The organism is Pseudaminobacter soli (ex Zhang et al. 2022) (assembly GCF_014595955.1).
Taxonomy (GTDB): Bacteria; Pseudomonadota; Alphaproteobacteria; order Rhizobiales; family Rhizobiaceae; genus Kumtagia; species Kumtagia pseudosoli.
This window is the reverse complement of the sequence record NZ_JABVCF010000022.1, coordinates 1-15,923: the sequence shown is the minus strand read 5'-3', so window position 1 is coordinate 15,923 and position 15,923 is coordinate 1. Positions and strand designations below refer to the sequence as shown.

General features: G+C 63.0%; 12 protein-coding genes. 7 read left to right on the top strand and 5 right to left on the bottom strand.

Translation table 11 applies throughout. The annotated features are described in order from the left end of the window. The first annotated feature begins 137 nt into the window (after positions 1-137). The 3 genes from HUI96_RS27005 to HUI96_RS26995 are packed head-to-tail and all read left to right on the top strand — an operon-like array spanning position 138 to position 3,767. A complete protein-coding gene (locus HUI96_RS27005; RefSeq protein WP_188257808.1) occupies positions 138-1,106 on the top strand; it encodes a LysR family transcriptional regulator in 969 nt (322 codons plus the stop codon). Next, positions 1,103-2,896, top strand: a complete 1,794-nt coding sequence (ade, locus tag HUI96_RS27000; protein ID WP_188257807.1) for an adenine deaminase — start codon at positions 1,103-1,105, stop codon at positions 2,894-2,896. The genes HUI96_RS27005 and ade overlap by 4 nt, the downstream gene beginning before the upstream one ends. Before the next feature lies 1 nt (position 2,897). Next, positions 2,898-3,767, top strand: a complete 870-nt coding sequence (locus tag HUI96_RS26995) for a M24 family metallopeptidase (RefSeq protein ID WP_188257806.1) — start codon at positions 2,898-2,900, stop codon at positions 3,765-3,767. A 42-nt stretch (positions 3,768-3,809) separates the two neighbouring features. Here the strand turns inward: HUI96_RS26995 and HUI96_RS26990 are convergent, their stop codons facing one another. The 5 genes from HUI96_RS26990 to HUI96_RS26970 form a co-directional block, all read right to left on the bottom strand. Further along, on the bottom strand, positions 3,810-5,402 hold the full coding sequence (locus HUI96_RS26990; protein ID WP_188257805.1) for an ABC-F family ATP-binding cassette domain-containing protein: 1,593 nt from the start codon (positions 5,400-5,402) through the stop codon (positions 3,810-3,812). Positions 5,403-5,873: 471 nt separating this feature from the next. Then, the gene (locus HUI96_RS26985) at positions 5,874-7,016 is read right to left on the bottom strand and encodes an extracellular catalytic domain type 1 short-chain-length polyhydroxyalkanoate depolymerase (RefSeq protein WP_188257804.1); all 1,143 of its coding nucleotides are present in this window, start codon (positions 7,014-7,016) and stop codon (positions 5,874-5,876) included. Between the two features lie 79 nt (positions 7,017-7,095). Continuing rightward, positions 7,096-7,515: a CopG family transcriptional regulator gene (locus tag HUI96_RS26980; protein ID WP_188257803.1), complete on the bottom strand. Its 420-nt coding sequence runs from the start codon at positions 7,513-7,515 to the stop codon at positions 7,096-7,098. Between the two features lie 274 nt (positions 7,516-7,789). Then, positions 7,790-10,123 carry a cation:proton antiporter gene (locus HUI96_RS26975; protein WP_188257802.1) on the bottom strand — a complete coding sequence of 778 codons (2,334 nt, stop codon included), beginning with the start codon at positions 10,121-10,123 and terminating at the stop codon, positions 7,790-7,792. 328 nt (positions 10,124-10,451) lie between these two features. Beyond that, positions 10,452-11,180, bottom strand: coding sequence for a GntR family transcriptional regulator (locus HUI96_RS26970; protein ID WP_188257801.1), 729 nt, complete (start codon positions 11,178-11,180; stop codon positions 10,452-10,454). Positions 11,181-11,321: 141 nt separating this feature from the next. On the opposite strand from HUI96_RS26970, the gene HUI96_RS26965 reads away from it, so the two are divergent. The 4 genes from HUI96_RS26965 (at position 11,322) to HUI96_RS26950 (ending at position 15,569) form a co-directional block, all read left to right on the top strand. Next, the gene (locus HUI96_RS26965; protein ID WP_188257800.1) at positions 11,322-12,668 is read left to right on the top strand and encodes an aspartate aminotransferase family protein; all 1,347 of its coding nucleotides are present in this window, start codon (positions 11,322-11,324) and stop codon (positions 12,666-12,668) included. Positions 12,669-12,752: 84 nt separating this feature from the next. Beyond that, complete coding sequence (locus HUI96_RS26960) at positions 12,753-13,709, top strand: TRAP transporter substrate-binding protein (protein ID WP_188257799.1); 957 nt, start codon at positions 12,753-12,755, stop codon at positions 13,707-13,709. Positions 13,710-13,777: 68 nt separating this feature from the next. Further along, positions 13,778-14,281: a TRAP transporter small permease gene (locus HUI96_RS26955; RefSeq protein WP_188257798.1), complete on the top strand. Its 504-nt coding sequence runs from the start codon at positions 13,778-13,780 to the stop codon at positions 14,279-14,281. A 7-nt stretch (positions 14,282-14,288) separates the two neighbouring features. After that, on the top strand, positions 14,289-15,569 hold the full coding sequence (locus tag HUI96_RS26950; RefSeq protein ID WP_188257797.1) for a TRAP transporter large permease: 1,281 nt from the start codon (positions 14,289-14,291) through the stop codon (positions 15,567-15,569). Positions 15,570-15,923: the final 354 nt, after the last annotated feature.

Below are 15,923 nucleotides of genomic sequence, written 5' to 3'. Positions count from 1 at the left end.
GGCTTCGCGATCGTTCCAATTCCTGAACTGCGCCCTGCCCTCTTGTCTGGTTCGATCCTGCCGTATAACCCTTCGTACAAGCAAATCTCTGTTTGCGCTTCATCTTGGACAAAGCGTCCAAGATCTTGGATGAAATGATGGACCTTGAGGCCGTCGATTATTTCGTGAAGGTCGCCGACGCGCAGTCGCTGTCGCGGGCATCGAAGCTGTTCGGCGTTCCGAAATCGAGCCTGAGCCACAAGATCCGCAAGCTCGAGGATTCGCTCGGCGTCGCCCTGTTTGTCCGCGACGGCCGCGACCTCCTGCTCAGCGACGCGGGAGCCAAGTTCCTCGAGCACGCCCAGCGCATCAAGGAGAGTTGCGAAGGCGCGCAGGCCGCGGTCGCCGAATCTCGCAAGGAGATCGCCGGCACGCTCACCATCGCTTCGACCGGTGAGTTCGGCACCTCGTTCACCTCGGAGCTTCTCTTCGCCTTTCGACAAAAATATCCGCAGGTCTGCGTGGAAGTGATTTTCCTGTCGCTGGGCTACTTCCTCGCACCGGAGAGGCACCAGGCCTTCGACGGCATTTTCTACTGGGGCGAGCCGGCGAGCGACGACTACATTGCCCGCAAGCTCGGCGAGGCGTCCTTCGCGCTTTATGCCAGTCCGCGCTATCTCGAGAAGCACGGCGAGCCCCAGACCCCGGCAGAACTCAACTATCACAGGGCCGTTGCCTTCCGCGAACCGAACCGCCTGCAGGCCTGGCGCCTGGAAAATCGCGGCGAGATCTTCGAGCACTCGCCTTCCGCGCTGTGCACGGCCAACGACTATTGGATGCTGAAATATTTCGCCGTCGCGGGGGAAGGCATCGTCTATCTGCCGGCCTTCTTCACGGAGATCGAGTGCATGAACGGCGACCTGCTGCGGGTGCTGCCCGAATGGCAGTCGGCGCCCGTTTCCATCAATCTTCTGTACATGCGCCGGCGCTACGTCTCGCGCAAATTTGCGGCGTTCGTCGACTTCTGCCTGGAGTATTATCGGCAGCGAGCGAGCTACAGCACGCCGCGCTACTGCGTCGAAGTCGTGCGGCCGCAGGGATCTCAGATTCGAAGGGAGGAATCATGATCAGCACCTGGTTCGAGAGTGCGCCGCGCCTGGTCGACGTCGCAATGGGGCGCACCCCCGCGGACATGGTCATCAGGAACGTGCGCTGGGTGAATGTCCACTCCGGCGAGATCATTCCGACCACCGACATCGCGATCTCGGCGGGCCGGTTCGCCTTTGTCGGTCCAGACGCATCGCATGCGATCGGCCCCGATACCGAAGTGATCGACGGCGAGCGACGCTACGCGGTGCCGGGTCTCTGCGACGCACACATGCATGTCGAAAGCGGCATGGTGACCGTCACCGAGTTCGCCCGCGCGGTCATTCCGCATGGCACGACCTCGATGTTCATCGACCCGCACGAGATCGCCAATGTGCTTGGGCTCGAGGGCGTTCGCCTGATGCATGACGAAGCGGCCGCGCTGCCGATCAACGTCTATGTGCAGATGCCGAGCTGCGTGCCGAGCGCGCCCGGCCTCGAAAATGCCGGAGCCACCCTGGGACCCGCCGAGGTGGGCGAAGCCCTCGCGTGGCCAAACATCATCGGCCTCGGCGAGATGATGAATTTCCCGGGCGTGGTTGGCGGCGACAGCCGCATGCTCGAGGAGATCGGCCTGACCCAGAAGTCCGGCAAGACGGTCGGCGGGCATTATGCCTCGAAGGACCTCGGCCTGCCTTTCCACGCCTATGCCGCCGCCGGCCCGGCCGACGATCACGAAGGCACCAGCCTGGAGGATTGCATCGCCCGCGTACGCCAGGGCATGCTCGCCATGCTGCGCCTGGGCTCCGCCTGGTACGACGTCGCGGCGCAGATCAAGGCGATCACCGAACATGGGCTCGATTCTCGCAATTTCGTGCTCTGCACCGACGACAGCCATTCCGGAACGCTCGTCCATGACGGACACATGAACCGGGTGGTCCGGCACGCCATCGCCCAAGGCCTCAAGCCGATCACGGCGATCCAGATGGCGACGCTCAACACCGCCCAGCATTTCGGGCTGGAGCGCGAGATCGGCTCGATCGCACCTGGCCGCCGGGCCGACCTCATCCTCACTTCGGACCTGCCTTCGCTGCCGGTCGAGTTGGTGATCGGGCGCGGCCGCGTTCTGGCCAAGGCGGGACGGCTCGCCGCCGACATTCCGCCCTACGACTATCCGGAGACAGCGAAGAACACCGTGCGCCTGGGCAAGCGGCTCGCGGCAGCCGACTTCGACATCCAGGCTCCGGCGGGCGCGAACGAAGTGACGGCACGCGTCATCGGCGTCATTGAGAACCAGGCGCCTACGCGCGCGCTCGAGCGGACGCTGCCGGTTTCGGACGGTATCGTCGACATGGACCTGGAAGGCGACGTCTGCCAGATCGCGCTGGTCGAACGGCACCGAGGCACCGGCGGCGTGACCAACGGCTTCGTCTCGGGCTTCGGCTACAGCAGGCCCTGCGCGGTTGCCAGCACCGTTGCGCATGACAGCCATCACATGATCATCGTGGGCACGGACAAGTCCGACATGGCGCTGGCCGCGAACCGCCTCGGCGAGGTCGGCGGCGGAGTCGTGGTCTTCAGCGAAGGCCGCGAACTCGCCCTCGTGAGATTGCCGATCGCGGGCCTGATGTCGGATCAGCGGGCGGAGATCGTGTCGGAGGAGGCGAACGCCCTGATCGAGGCGATGCGGCAGTGCGGGTGCGAACTCAACAACGCCTACATGCAGCATTCCCTGCTGGCGCTGGTGGTCATCCCCGAGCTGCGGATTTCGGATATCGGCCTGATCGACGTAACCCGCTTCGCTCCAACGGACGTGCTGGTCGCAAATTGAAGTGCCGATCTTCACCGACACCGATCGGAGGCAGTTGACCCGCCAGTGGAAGCCCGGTCCGACGTTCGATAACGTCACCGAGGTCACGCGGCGGCTCAGCCTCAAGGACAAGGACGGGGCTGCCGCTGATCACGTTCCACACGTCCGAAGACGCGTTGGAGGAGTGGCGGCGGCCCGCACGGCCGTCATCGGCGAGCCCACCAAACTTCAGGCGGAGCGCTACGCCGCGCTGCTCGAGGGGCTCGACGTCACGATCGACGCGATGAAGCCGGGCGTGCGCGCCCGCGACGTGTTCGACAGCGGGGTCACGGCAGTTGAGGCAAAGGGATTCCGGCCATATCGCCGCCAGCACATCGGGCACGCCATCGGCATGGCAGTGTATGAGGCGCCCGTGATCATGCCGGAAAGCTCGGACATTCTTCAGGCGGGCAGCACATTCTGTCTGGAGACACCGTATTACGAGCCGGGCTGGGGCGGCATGATGGTCGAGGACACGGGGCTCCTCGCCGACAACGGCTTCGAACTCTTGTCAACGATCGATCGGTATCGACCCTCTTTGGACGTTCGGCGCTACGTTGAAGAATGGCGCGACCGCGACCTCTCGCGTTGTCGATCGCAATGTCAGCTTTCAGGAAGCGGTAGATGCAACTTCACGACCGACATCGGCGCGTTGCGGTCAACCAATGCTCTGGCGCGCGAAGTCGCCTATTGGTCAGCACTTCGCGCAAGGATTCGATTGCCTGTCTGCTCCTGTGGTCAAGAACTCAGAGACGCCACTTGCCGTCATTGCTGGTGGCAGCGTCGCGTCCCGGCCACCGCGGGCTTAGTTGATCTCATCAAGGAAGGGCGACCGCATCGCGCCTCTGCTTGATGTGGCCATCGGCGGCAGAATTCGGTGTGGAGGCGTCGCACCTCACTTCGCTGGGTTCTCGAGAACCAACCTACGGGAAATGCCGATCGCCTCCAGAAAGGTCTCGTCGTGGCTAACGACGAGAAGCGCGCCGTCATAGGCGCGCATGCCCGCCTCGACGACTTCGAGCGATTCGACGTCGAGGTGATTGGTCGGCTCGTCGAGGATCAGAAGCGGGGGTGGCGTCGGTCCACCCAGTACGCAGGCAAGCCCGGCGCGCAAGAGTTGGCCGCCACTGAGCGCCGATACGTTTTGGTGGGCTGCATCCGCACGAAACAGGAAGCGCGCGAGGACGGCTCGGCAGGCATTCTCGCTAGCCTCTGGGTTGATGCGTCGAATATTCTCGACGATGGTTTGGCCAGGATTGAGCAGGCTTACCGTCTGGTCGAACATGGCGAACCCGGTGGCAACGCTCACGGTGCCGGTCCACGGCCGCAGCGCGCCGGCGACGATCTTCAGCAAGGTGCTCTTGCCTGCGCCGTTCGGGCCGGCGACGGCGACTCGCTCCGGACCTGTCATCGAGAAGGAAAAATCCTCGAGGATCGGCCGGCAAGGATCATAGCCGACGCTGACGGCCTCGATCTTCAGGATCTCCTTGCGGGCTGGAAGACGGGTCGGCGCCAGTACGACGGAAAACGGCTGCAGGACCTCGACGCGATCGCGCGCATTGGAGACGGCTGCGAGGGCCTGCGCGCGCCGCGTTTGCGCCAGGCGCGCGTTCTCGCCGCTCGTGTCCTCGCTTCGATCCTTGCGCCCGCCGGCACTGATGCCCGGCATGTCGCCCCTGGCGGCCTTCCTGCGTCCACCACCGTCCTTCCGCGACTTCCGCTCTGCCATCTGCTGCGCCTTCCGGTCGATCTCCCCGAGCTGTTTTTCCGCATCGGCGAGATCGCGCCGGGCAGCCTCCACCTCGACGGCCTTGAGCGTGCGGTAGTCGCTCCAGTTTCCGCCGTAGCGCGTTGCTCCGAGTGCTGTCAGTTCGACGATCGCATCCATGCTCTCGAGCAATTCGCGGTCGTGACTGACGACAATCGCGCCGCCTTTCCAGGCGGCAAGAAGCGCCGTCACCGCGTCGCGGCCCGCGCGGTCGAGGTTGTTGGTAGGTTCGTCCAGGAGGAGGAGGTCGGGCTCGGCGAACACCAGCGCCGCGAGCCGCGCCCGCGTCGCCTCACCGCCCGACAATTCGGCTAGCGGCGTCCAAAGCGGCGCGTCGAGACCGACCCGGGCAAGTGCGGCACCGATCCGGCCCTCCAGCGTCCAATTCGCGGTTTCGAGCTCTTCAAGGCTGGCCTCCCCCCTTTCGGCGCGCGCCAGAGTGGCAAATGCTTCACGCGCTCCGAATAGGTCGACGATCGCCTCGCCCGGTCGCGGCTGCACCGCCTGTCGATGGAACGCGACGGTTCCGGCAATCGAGATCGTCCCCGAGTGTAGAGGGAGATCGCCGGCGATCGCACGCAGGAGCGTCGTCTTGCCAATTCCGTTGCGACCCACCAGGCCGGAACGTTCGGCCCCAAAGCTCAGTTGGAGATCGGAGAGGAGGAGGCGGCCGTCAGGCGCGGCGAGAGTGAGACTGGAGAGAGTGACGGAAGGAGGCATGAGCATGGACATCCCTGTCGGCAAGGCGGGTCGGCGTTGCGTTCAGGAAGAAATCCATGTTTGCAGTCATCCTTGATTGTTGGTCCGGGGCGGATAGGCCTGCCCCGGACCAATTGCAAGCAACACAATCGCACTCAGTTCCAAAATTTGGTCGGCTGCCATTGCCGTTCCGGCCATTTCTCGCTCACATTGTCATGGCCACTCTGGGTCGAAGCGGTCTTCCGGCGCAGAAGTCCAGCATTGCGTAGCAAAAACCACCAGATCTCCTGGGCGCACTGATTGATCCTGGTCTGAACCAACTGCCACGAGACCCCAGCAGCGATGCTTTTTGCAAGTCTTCAGACAGGTTGTGAGAGCCGGGCTGCAGGGCAGCGGATGGCGGGGTCATGCCCCGCCTTTTTCGCGTGCCCGCAAGCCGGTTTGTGGCACACGGAGCACTCTAACCGTGTTCGAAAGGCCGATTGGAGCCTGCTACGGCGCAGACGGCGTTCGGACTTCGCTGAAGAACCGAAGCATCTCGCGGCTGGCGTCTGGGCCGCGGGGGTCTGTGTACGATCCATCGGAACTGCCGCCCGACCAGGCATTTCCGGCTCCGTGGAGGATCCATTGCTCCAGGACCGGATAACCGCTGCCATCCGATTGGACCGTACGCGTATAGGCCATTCCGCCTGCAGAGACGCCGCGGCTTACCGTCTGCCCGAGCGGTGTAGCTCCCTTAGCCTGGACGATCACCTGATCGCCATTGACTCGATGCACAGTCGTGTCGCTGTCGCCATGGAAAACGATGGTTGGCACTGCGCGTTGAGGCTTTCGCGAGCCCCGAACGCCGGCCGCAGAAACCGGACCACCCTGTTGCATTGCGGCGAACGCCGACGGCAAATCCGCAGCGGCTCCGCATGCCAGGCCGGAATGCACGCCGACTGCTGCATAGAGATCGGGATAGGTCGCCCCCATGATCGCGGCGGCCGCACCACCGGCTGAGAGCCCTGCGACATAGACCCGTTTCGGATCGGCTGAGAAATCGTTCATGACCTGTCGGGTAGTGCCTGCGATCAGCGCGGGCTCGCCCCGGCCGCGTTGCTGGTCTTCCGCGCGAAACCAGTTCCAGCACTTTGACGCGTTGGCCGCCTGAGACTGCCCAGGATACGCAACAAGAAATGTCTGCTCCTCGGCGAGCGCGTTCATCCGTGTTCCCGCCGCAAAGTCGTCGGGCGACTGGGTGCAGCCGTGCAGCATCACCACCAGCGGGACGGGTGAGAGGGCCTCATAGCGGCTCGGAATGTAGAGCTTGTATCCCAGGCTCGCCCCGCCGTTGCTGAAGATCCGTTCCTCAAATCGCGCGCCGTCCGGCAGCGGAGTTGGTGAGCGACGCGACCCCGGCACTCCGCCGAGACGTGAATGCGGGGCCAGTTTTCCAGCATGGTCAAGGAAAGCCTGCAGCGCTTCCGGCGTGACCTGGCCCGCTCCTTTGCCACCGAGGCCGCTCAAAACCGCACCGGACATGGCGCCATTCTTCACAGCTACGCCACCGCGCAGGAGGGCCATCGCTTCCGCCAGCCGGCCCGCTTTGGTCAGGCGCGTCACCTCGCCCATGTCGAGGATTGGGAACGTCATTTTGTGATCCTTTGGTTCAGGAAAGAGCACACGGAGCCGCCGAGCGGCTGTCGCACGATGCTCTTGGGGATGAGACGGGTCAGACCATGCGGTCTCTCAGCGCCGACTTCACGGAAGGACTGGCATGCAGGGCACCGAGCACCTGAACCGAGCCGATTGCGGCGCGGGCCAGGTCGGGCGAGACGTCCTGCGCGATGGTGACCAAGCCAAGGACCTGGATGTGCAAAGGCTCTCCGGCCGCCGCGACGGCCTCCAGTTCGCTGCGGGAGTAATGGCGCAGGCCAAGATCCAGCCCCTTGCGCGACACGGAGTTCTTCATCGTGTCGCTATGCCGTTCCAACTGGTTGCGGATTGCCGTGCGGATGAAGTCGGTGCGGTTTGAATAGAAGCCGTCCTCAACCATCAGATCGATGCGTCCGAGGTCGACATAACCAAGGTTGATCGTGATCTTTTCGCTGTCCGCGGGCTTTGGTCGAAGCTGGACGATGTCTCGGGCCATCGCGGTTTTCTCCATCCATATGGATGGTAGATAGATGGTAAGATGAGGAGTTCAAGGGGCCGACACACTATTGAGATGCTCAAGGCTCCCGAAGGAAATGATCTACGCAGGCGTGAACGGAAGTCCCGCGCGTCGCCCAGGTTGCGCTGCGTAGCTGCTCACGATTTGTGCGTGCGGGTGCAGGACTCCGGGAACGGCATTCACGTCGAGGCTTCGATCCACGCTCTCGATCCGGACTCTGAAGTCCGAGGCTCAGCCAGACCAGGGCAGCCGGTCAATGTTCTGTAGGTTCTGGGGCCGGCCTTTCCTCGCCGGCCTCGCGGGCGCGCCTCGCTTCCTGCTCGGCTTCGCTGCGGCGGATCAGTTCATCCGACAGGAGGATGACCGGGCCGCTGGCCTTCGCCAGCACACTCGTCGCAGTTTCGCCGAACATCAATTCGTCGCCCGGTCGCCGCGCCACGCCCATGACTATCATCGACACATTGCGCGCGGCCTGCCGGATGATCGCCTCGGCCGGCGCACGCCTGGCCTGCACGGAGGTTTCGATCGCCGCGCCGTAGCGCTCCGCAAGCTGCACGATGTCCTTCAACAGCGCTTCCTCGCGGCGATGCGAAATCGTCTCGGCGCGGCCCCTTCCGGCGCTGCGCGACACGTAGAGCACCTTCACCCGCGCGCCTTCGGTCCTGGCAATGACCAGTGCAAGTTCCGCCCCCCGGCGGGCGATCTCTGTGCCATTGACCGGCGTCAGGATGACTGAGCTGGGCCCCAGCCTGGGGATGCCGCTGCGCGCTGCCTTGAGCACGAGGCAGAGCGGGCCGTCGAAGCCGCTCGCGATGTCGCTGAGCCTTTTGGTGAACCCTGTCTGGGGCGTGAGCGAACGCGCCAGTCCCAGGATGAGAAGGTCATACCCCTTGCGGGCTTCCGCCGCGACCGTTTTTCCGGAGACCGCGACCTCCTGGCGCGCGGTGGGGTGCACCTGCTCGACCCGCGCATCCTCCTTCTCCTCCACCGCCTCGGCGCTGGCCTTGGCACCGCGCTTGACCTCGTCCAGATGCTGCCCGGTGCCGCCGTTCTCCTCCTCCTTGCGCCCGTCGCCGGCATGCATCACCGTGGTCGGCATGCCGCCGCCGATCAGGCCGGCCAGGTAGGAGGCGAATTTCCCGGTGGCGCTGTCGTCGACCACCACCAGCAGCCGCTGCAGCCTCGCTACGAAGCCGCGCTGGTCGATCTCCTCGCGCTCCAGGCGCTCCTTCTCCGCGCTCCTCATCGGCAGACGGCCGAGCGCCCAGCGCAGGGTCGGCGGCATCGCCAGCGTGGTGATGACGGCCATGGTCAGGATCATCGTGTAGAGCGTGTGCGAAAGCACGCCCATCGAAAGGCCGATGGTGGCGACGATCACTTCGGTAGAGCCGCGCGCATTCATGCCGCAGCCGATGGCGACCGCCTCGCGTTGCGACAGGCCGGCCAACCTGCCGCCGAGAAAGGCGCCACCGAACTTGCCCAAGCTGGCGATGAGGACGAGCCCGAGTGTGAGCAGCGCCAGGGTCGGATCGGCCAGCACGGTAAGGTCGGCCGACAGGCCCGCCATGCCGAAGAACACCGGCATGAACAACGCCGTGATGATGCCGCGCAACTGCCCTTCTATATGGTCCGACAGGATGGGAGATTCCCCAACCAATATGCCGGCCACGAAGGCGCCCAGCACAGTGTGCACGCCGATGAGGTCGGTGATCAGCGCCATCACGCCCATCACGACGAGGATGACCGTGATGACGGCGAATTCGCTGCGGAAGGTGTCGTTCGTCCAGCGGATCAGCGTGAACACGATGCGCCGGCCGAGCGTCAGGCTGAACAGCATGAAGGCGGCAACGCCCAGCACGATTCCGGCTAGATGCGCCGTCTCCAGCCGGCCCTGGCTGGCGATGCCCAGAGTGATGGCGATGATGACCCAGCCGATTGTGTCCTCGATGATCGCCGAGGAGACGATCACCTGCCCGAGGTTGCGGCGCATGAAGCCCATTTCGCGCACCACCATGGCCACGATCTTGACCGACGAGATCGACAGCGCCGTGCCGAGGAACAGGCCCGCCACCAAGCGCTGCCCCTGCGCGGGCAGGAGCGGTTCCGGCAGGAACTGCGCCGTGGCATAGCCCAGCACGAAGGGCAGCAGCACGCCGGATGCGGAGATGGCAAAGCAGGCGGCGCCTATCTTGCGCACTAGCTTGAGGTCGGTTTCCATGCCGGTCAGCAACAAAAGAAGCAGGATTCCGAGCTGGGACACCGCATCGATCATGCTCTTCTGGGCCGGGTCGGCCGGAAAAAGTGCGTGCTGTGCTGCGGGCGAAAGCCAGCCGAACAGCGAGGGACCGAGCAGGATACCGGCGATCAACTGCCCCATGACCGCAGGTTGGCCCAGGCGTTCGAAAAGCTCGCCGAGCCCGCGTCCGGCCAGCAGCAGGCAGACCAGTTGGGCAATGAAGATGCCTTCGCTCGAGCCGCCGGCCTTGGCTTCGGCGGGCCAGGCCAATGCCGTGCAGAGGATTGCCGACGCCGCAACCGCAATTGCCGTGCCGCGCCGATGCCGCCCTTGCCGAAAAGAACAGCTCATGGACCTTTTTGTCGCCAATTGGCCTGCGCCATAACGGCCGGACACGACTTGCGTTGCAAGCAGGCGCCTCGGGAAGCGCCTGCCCTGCTGCCAACTCGGTCATTCAACGATACGCGTCGCGACGGCCGCTTCTGGCACGACCTCGACCTACAGCTTGGCCATAGGCGATGTCTGCTCTTGGGCAATGGCAATGGCGCGTCCAACGACCGACTTGGGGCGCAAAGCTGCCGGACGGGTTGAAACAGGCCGTTTGCTGTCGGGCAGCTTCCGAGTTGAGGCACTGTCTTGGCGGATGAGTCCGCATGGCACCTGCGAAGGATCGGTCGCTTCAAACGCGCCTTGGCTGTCGCGCAGGTAAGCGTGGCCCGTCGGCTTCCTGATCGGCCCCCGCGGACTTGCTGTGTGCGATCCGAACGGCATCCAGGTCGGAATGTCGCTGTGCCAGCGCAAACGCCGTCTCGGCGTCGCCCCGGCAGATTGCCTCCAGCAGAGGCACATGCAGGTCGATTATCTCTTCCGCTTCAGGGTAGAAGGCATCCGCCATGCGCAGGAAGAGCAACGCCTGGCTTTCCAACTGCCTGTAAATTTCCCGCAGCCGCCGGTTTCCGGAAATTTCGATCACGGTCCGGTGGAACGCAAGGTCAAGCTCCACCAACCGTTTGCGACGGCCTGATTTTGCAGCCCTGCGCATGTCCTCGAAAACTGCAATCAGCGCTGTCCGGCCGGCATCATCGATCGCCTGAGCGGCAAGCCTTGCACCAAGTGACTCCAGCGTATCCCGCAAGACCGAGATTTCGTTGATGTCTTCCTTTGTGACGTCGATGACGAAGTTGCCGCGGCGGGGGCGATGCTGGACGAGCCCATTAGCCTGAAGATACTTTAGCGCGGCGCGTACCGTGCCCTGGCTGACCTTGTAACGTTCGGCGAGGTCCAATTCGACCAGACGGTCGCCAGGTTTCCAGATGCCGTCGAGAATGTCGGCCTGCAGATCGCGTGCGATCTCAACCTCCAGGTTGGGATGCATGCTTTCACGGGACGCGTGACGCAGCACAGTCATTCAAGGTTCCCACTTTAAACCCGCCGGCGCGGCAGAGCGTCGATGTTGATACTGACGAGACACGATTGCATCAATTATCAATAATCGTTAGTTGCGTACAGTCAGCCTCCGCGACGGGAGGCCTCGGAGGGGTAGTACTGAATGAGTTCGGTGTTTGCGCGTGATTATGCGGCCGAGTTGCCGATGGTCGATCACGCGTCGGGAGTCTACATTCATGGCGCGGACGGACGCGCCTATCTGGACGGTATGGGCAGTGCCGGTGTCATCGGCATTGGACATGGCCGAACCGAAATCTATGACGCACTCGCGTCGCAGGGCTCGAAGGTCAGCTATGTCTACACCGCCTCCTTCAACCATCCCTGGCAGGAGAGCCTAGGCCGTTCAATTCTTTCGGTGGCTCCCGAGGGTATGTCGGCCGTCTATTTCGTGTCAGGGGGCTCGGAGGCGAACGAGACCGCGCTGAAGCTCGCCCGCCAGTATCACGTCGAACGAGGCCAGCCTCAGCGGCACAGGATGCTCGCACGCTGGCAAAGCTATCATGGGGTCACGATCGCCACGCTTTCTCTTTCCGGACGAACCAGTTGGCGCGCGCCGTACGACCCGTACCTGCTGCCTGTCCTCCACGTGGCACCGCCGTATGAATACCGTTGCTCCTATTGCCGCGACAGCGGGGGGTGCACAATGGATTGCGTGGACGAACTCGAACGCACGATCCTGCTTGCAGGTCCCGAGACGATTTCGTGCTTCTTTGCAGAAACCATCGTCGGTACCACTGCCTCCGGCCTTGTGCCCAAGCCCGAGTACTACCGCCGCGTCCGCGAGATATGCGACCGCTACGGCATCCTTTTCATCGCCGACGAGGTGCTGATGGGCTATGGCCGCACTGGACGACCCTTCGCCATCGACGATTGGGGCGTGCTGCCGGACATGATCACCTGCGGCAAGGCGATCGGCTCCGGCTACGCGCCACTTGGCGCGGTTCTGGTCAACGAGAAGGTCACCTCCGTTTTCCGCGAGGGCCGCAAGCGCTTTGTTCACGGCTTCACTTACAGCGGACATGCCCTTTCGTGCTTCGTCGGCCAGCAGGTCTTCGACATTATGCAGCGCGAGGATCTTTTCTCCCGACCGGGCGTGATGGGTGCTTATCTGCATGGCCGGCTGAACGATCTTCAGCAGCGCCATGCATTGATCGGCGACGTACGTGGTCGCGGTCTTTATGCCGGAGTCGAGTTCGTGGCAGATCGTGGCAGCCGCGAACCCTTCGCGCCGGAGCGCAATTTCACCGGCCGCCTGGTGGCCATGATGCGCGATCGGGGCGTGATCGTGGGCGGCGGCGTCCCGGGGGCCAATTTCGGGCGAGGCGGCGATCACATCCAGATCACGCCCCCTTACATCGTCAGCGAGGCGGAGATCGACGTGATCGTCGATGCTCTCGATGATGTTCTCACCCTTCTGTCCGAGGAGGAGGCTGGATTGCACCGCGGCTAGGTGCTGCTTCACTCACGATCATGACAGCCTCTGCCGAACTGGGCCGGGTGCGCAGGACGGCCTTTCAATTCACGGAGCTACACAATGAAGAAAACTTGGATTGCAGCCGCGCTGGCGGCTGTCACGGTTGCCTCGGCAGCCCAGGCCGAAGTCTCTCTGCGCATCGGCGGCGCGGGCTCGGACTCCAGCCCGGACACCCAGGCTATGAAAGTATTTAAGGAGAAGCTGGAAACCGCACTCGGCAGCGGCATCTCGATCGAACTCTTTCCCAATTCGCATTTGGGCACCGTCGACGAGATGGTCGAGCAGGTGAAGGGCGGCGTGCTGGAGTGCATGTATGAAAGCGTAGGTGTGCTGGGCTCATTTCATCCGGCCGCCAACATCGAGGGCGTCGCCTACGTCTATCATGACGTCGACCACTTCTTCCGCATCTGGCGCAGCGAGGTGGGTCAGGAGATCCTCGATTCCATCGCCAGCGAGGCAGGCTTCCGGGTAATCGGTCCAGCTTTCCACGGCTTCCGTCAGGTCCTGGTCAACCGTCCAGTCGAAAAGGTCGAGGATTTGGCAGGCGTGAAGCTTCGCGCCCCGGGTATCCCTGCCTATATCGAATCGATCCGCGCCCTGGGAGCAAACCCGGCGACGGTTGCGTTCGAAGAAGTCTATTCGGCGCTACAGAGCAACGTCGTCGACGGCGTCGAACAGCCCCTGACCGCGATCAAGGACAAGCGCTTCCACGAAGTGGTCAAGCATCTGGTGCTGACCAACCACATGGCCGAGACGATGGGTTTCATGTGCAACGCCGACTGGTTCGCAGGACTTGACGAAGCAACCCGCTCCGCCATGGAAAAGGCGGCGGCCGACAGCGCCGACTGGTATCGTACCTATACCGACGATTCCCAGTCAGCCCTGCTGGACGAGCTTGTGGCTGAAGGCGTCACAGTCCACCGTCCCGACCTGGCTCCCTTTATCGCCAAGGCCGCCGATGCCAGCTACGATCCGGAGCTCAAGCCGGTGATCGACAGCGTCCGTTCCGTCAAGTAGCCCCTTCTTCCTCCGCCGCACACGCACACGGCCCCGCGGCGGAGGACTTCCCGTATCCAGAGTGATTTATGGCCAAAGCCCTTTTTTCAGTCGGCTCTGCCCTGCGCGTGGTCCTTGCCACGATCGTGATGCTCGCACTCTTCCTGATCGTTGGGATCGTATTCTATCAGGTCATCACGCGCTACTTCACCGGCACTGCCACACCGGAACTGGCCGAAATCGCACGATTTCTCTTCATCTGGTTGGTGTTTACGGGTTCGGCGCTGCTGATCAGTCGAAACGAGCTCATCACCATCGATTTCTTCAGCGTCAAATTCTCGCCTTCGGCAAGGCGGTTGCTGTCGATCTTCGTCGATCTCTGCATTGCAGCCTTCCTGATTGCGCTCCTGATCTTTTCCGAGAAGTTACTGGAGGTCGTCGCGATCAAGCGGGCACCAGCGACTGGGATTGCATATGACCTGGTCTATGCCGCGCTTCCGACCTTCGCGGCGACGGGACTTTTCTTCATCATCGAACGCGCGGTGAAGACGCGACTTTTCTCACGCCGTCCGTCAACTTCCGGTATCAGGTGACGATTCCATGCTGATGCTTGCGGTACTTTCCGCCATCCTGTTTGCCCTGATGTTCCTGGCCGTGCCCATCGGTGTGGCGCTCGGGGTGGCCTCTGTCGCCATCGTACTGATCTGGGATATGCCCGGCTTTGTTCTGGCCCAGAAGATGGTAAACGGAATCGATTCTTTCCCGCTCCTGGCCGTTCCCTTCTTCATCCTAGCCGCTTCGATCATGAACTCGGGCGGGATCACGACGCGGATCGTGGATCTACTTGCCTCTCTGCTCGGGCGGCAACGCGGCAGTTCCGGCGTGGTCAATGTTGGCACCAACGTGTTCCTCGCGGGGATTTCGGGCTCCTCCGTGGCCGACGCGTCGGCCACCGGGGCGCTTCTGATCCCCGAGATGCGCAAGGAGGGCTACAGCGGAGGCTTCGCTGCGGCCCTGACTGCGGGAGCGGCACTGATCGGTCCGATCCTGCCGCCGTCGATTCCGCTCGTGATCTATGGAGTGATTGCGCAGGTTTCGATCACCAAGCTTTTCATCGGCGGGTACATCCCTGCTCTCATCATCGCGCTGGCGCTCGGCTTGTATGTGTCCTCTTACGCCCGCCGTCATGACTTGCCACGTCGAGGCCGGCAAAGCTGGAGCGTGATCGGCCGGCAATTCAGGGCGAGCGTCTGGGCGCTTTCGATGCCACTCCTGATCGTGATCGGAGCTCGCGGCGGAATTTTTACCGTTACGGAGATCGGCGCCGTGCTGGTGGTCTATGCCGTGTTCGTGGGTTGGGTCATCCACCGCGAGTTCCGCTGGCGCGGAGTGCCTACACTGCTTTTAGACGCCGGCCTCCAGACTTCCAACATCATCATCGTGGTCGCAACGTCCTCATTCGTCGCCTACCTCACGGTGGTGCATGGCGTACCAAAGGACCTGATGGCCTGGCTGACAGCGGCCGAACTCTCCCCCGTGGCCTTTCTGCTGATCGTGAACGTCGTTCTCCTCATCGCCGGCATGTTTCTCGATTCCACGCCCGCCACCATCATCATCGTGCCGATCTTCCTGCCGTCCGCCATGGCGCTCGGTATCGACCCGGTGCATTTCGGCCTGGTCGTGGTAGTCAATCTGATGATCGGCCTGATCCACCCGCCAATGGGGCTCAACATCCTCATCACGCAGTCGATCGCCAAGGTGCCCATGGCCGAGGTCGTGAAGGAAAGCCTGCCGATCCTCGCCATCATGATCTCGGTGCTGCTGCTCATCACATTCGTTCCGGAACTGGTCCTCTGGCTACCAAGACTTATGGGGCTCTGAGGTGGACGCGCAGCAGGGAAAATGTCCCCTTTAGGCTTCGGGAAAGCCCGGCCGAACGTCCGGCATGAGGCGCAGAGCAGTCGTTCCCGAAGCGGCAAGAGCGGCTGGAATATTCAATCCCTCACCTCCGGCAGGGATTCCGGCCAAAGGAATCCTTGAAAGTCAGGCGGGGTAGCGATTTCGGATGAGGTCTCGGCATCCTGAAACGGTGGGCGTCTTGACCAAGGGAGAGCAGAACTACCCGATGGACACCGAGGCCGTCAGAATGCTGCGCTTGTCACGCTGGTCAGATTCGACTTTCTGGAGTGGGGATAGAATGCCTCCTGACGAGACCGAAAACCCCACAAGCCTCAG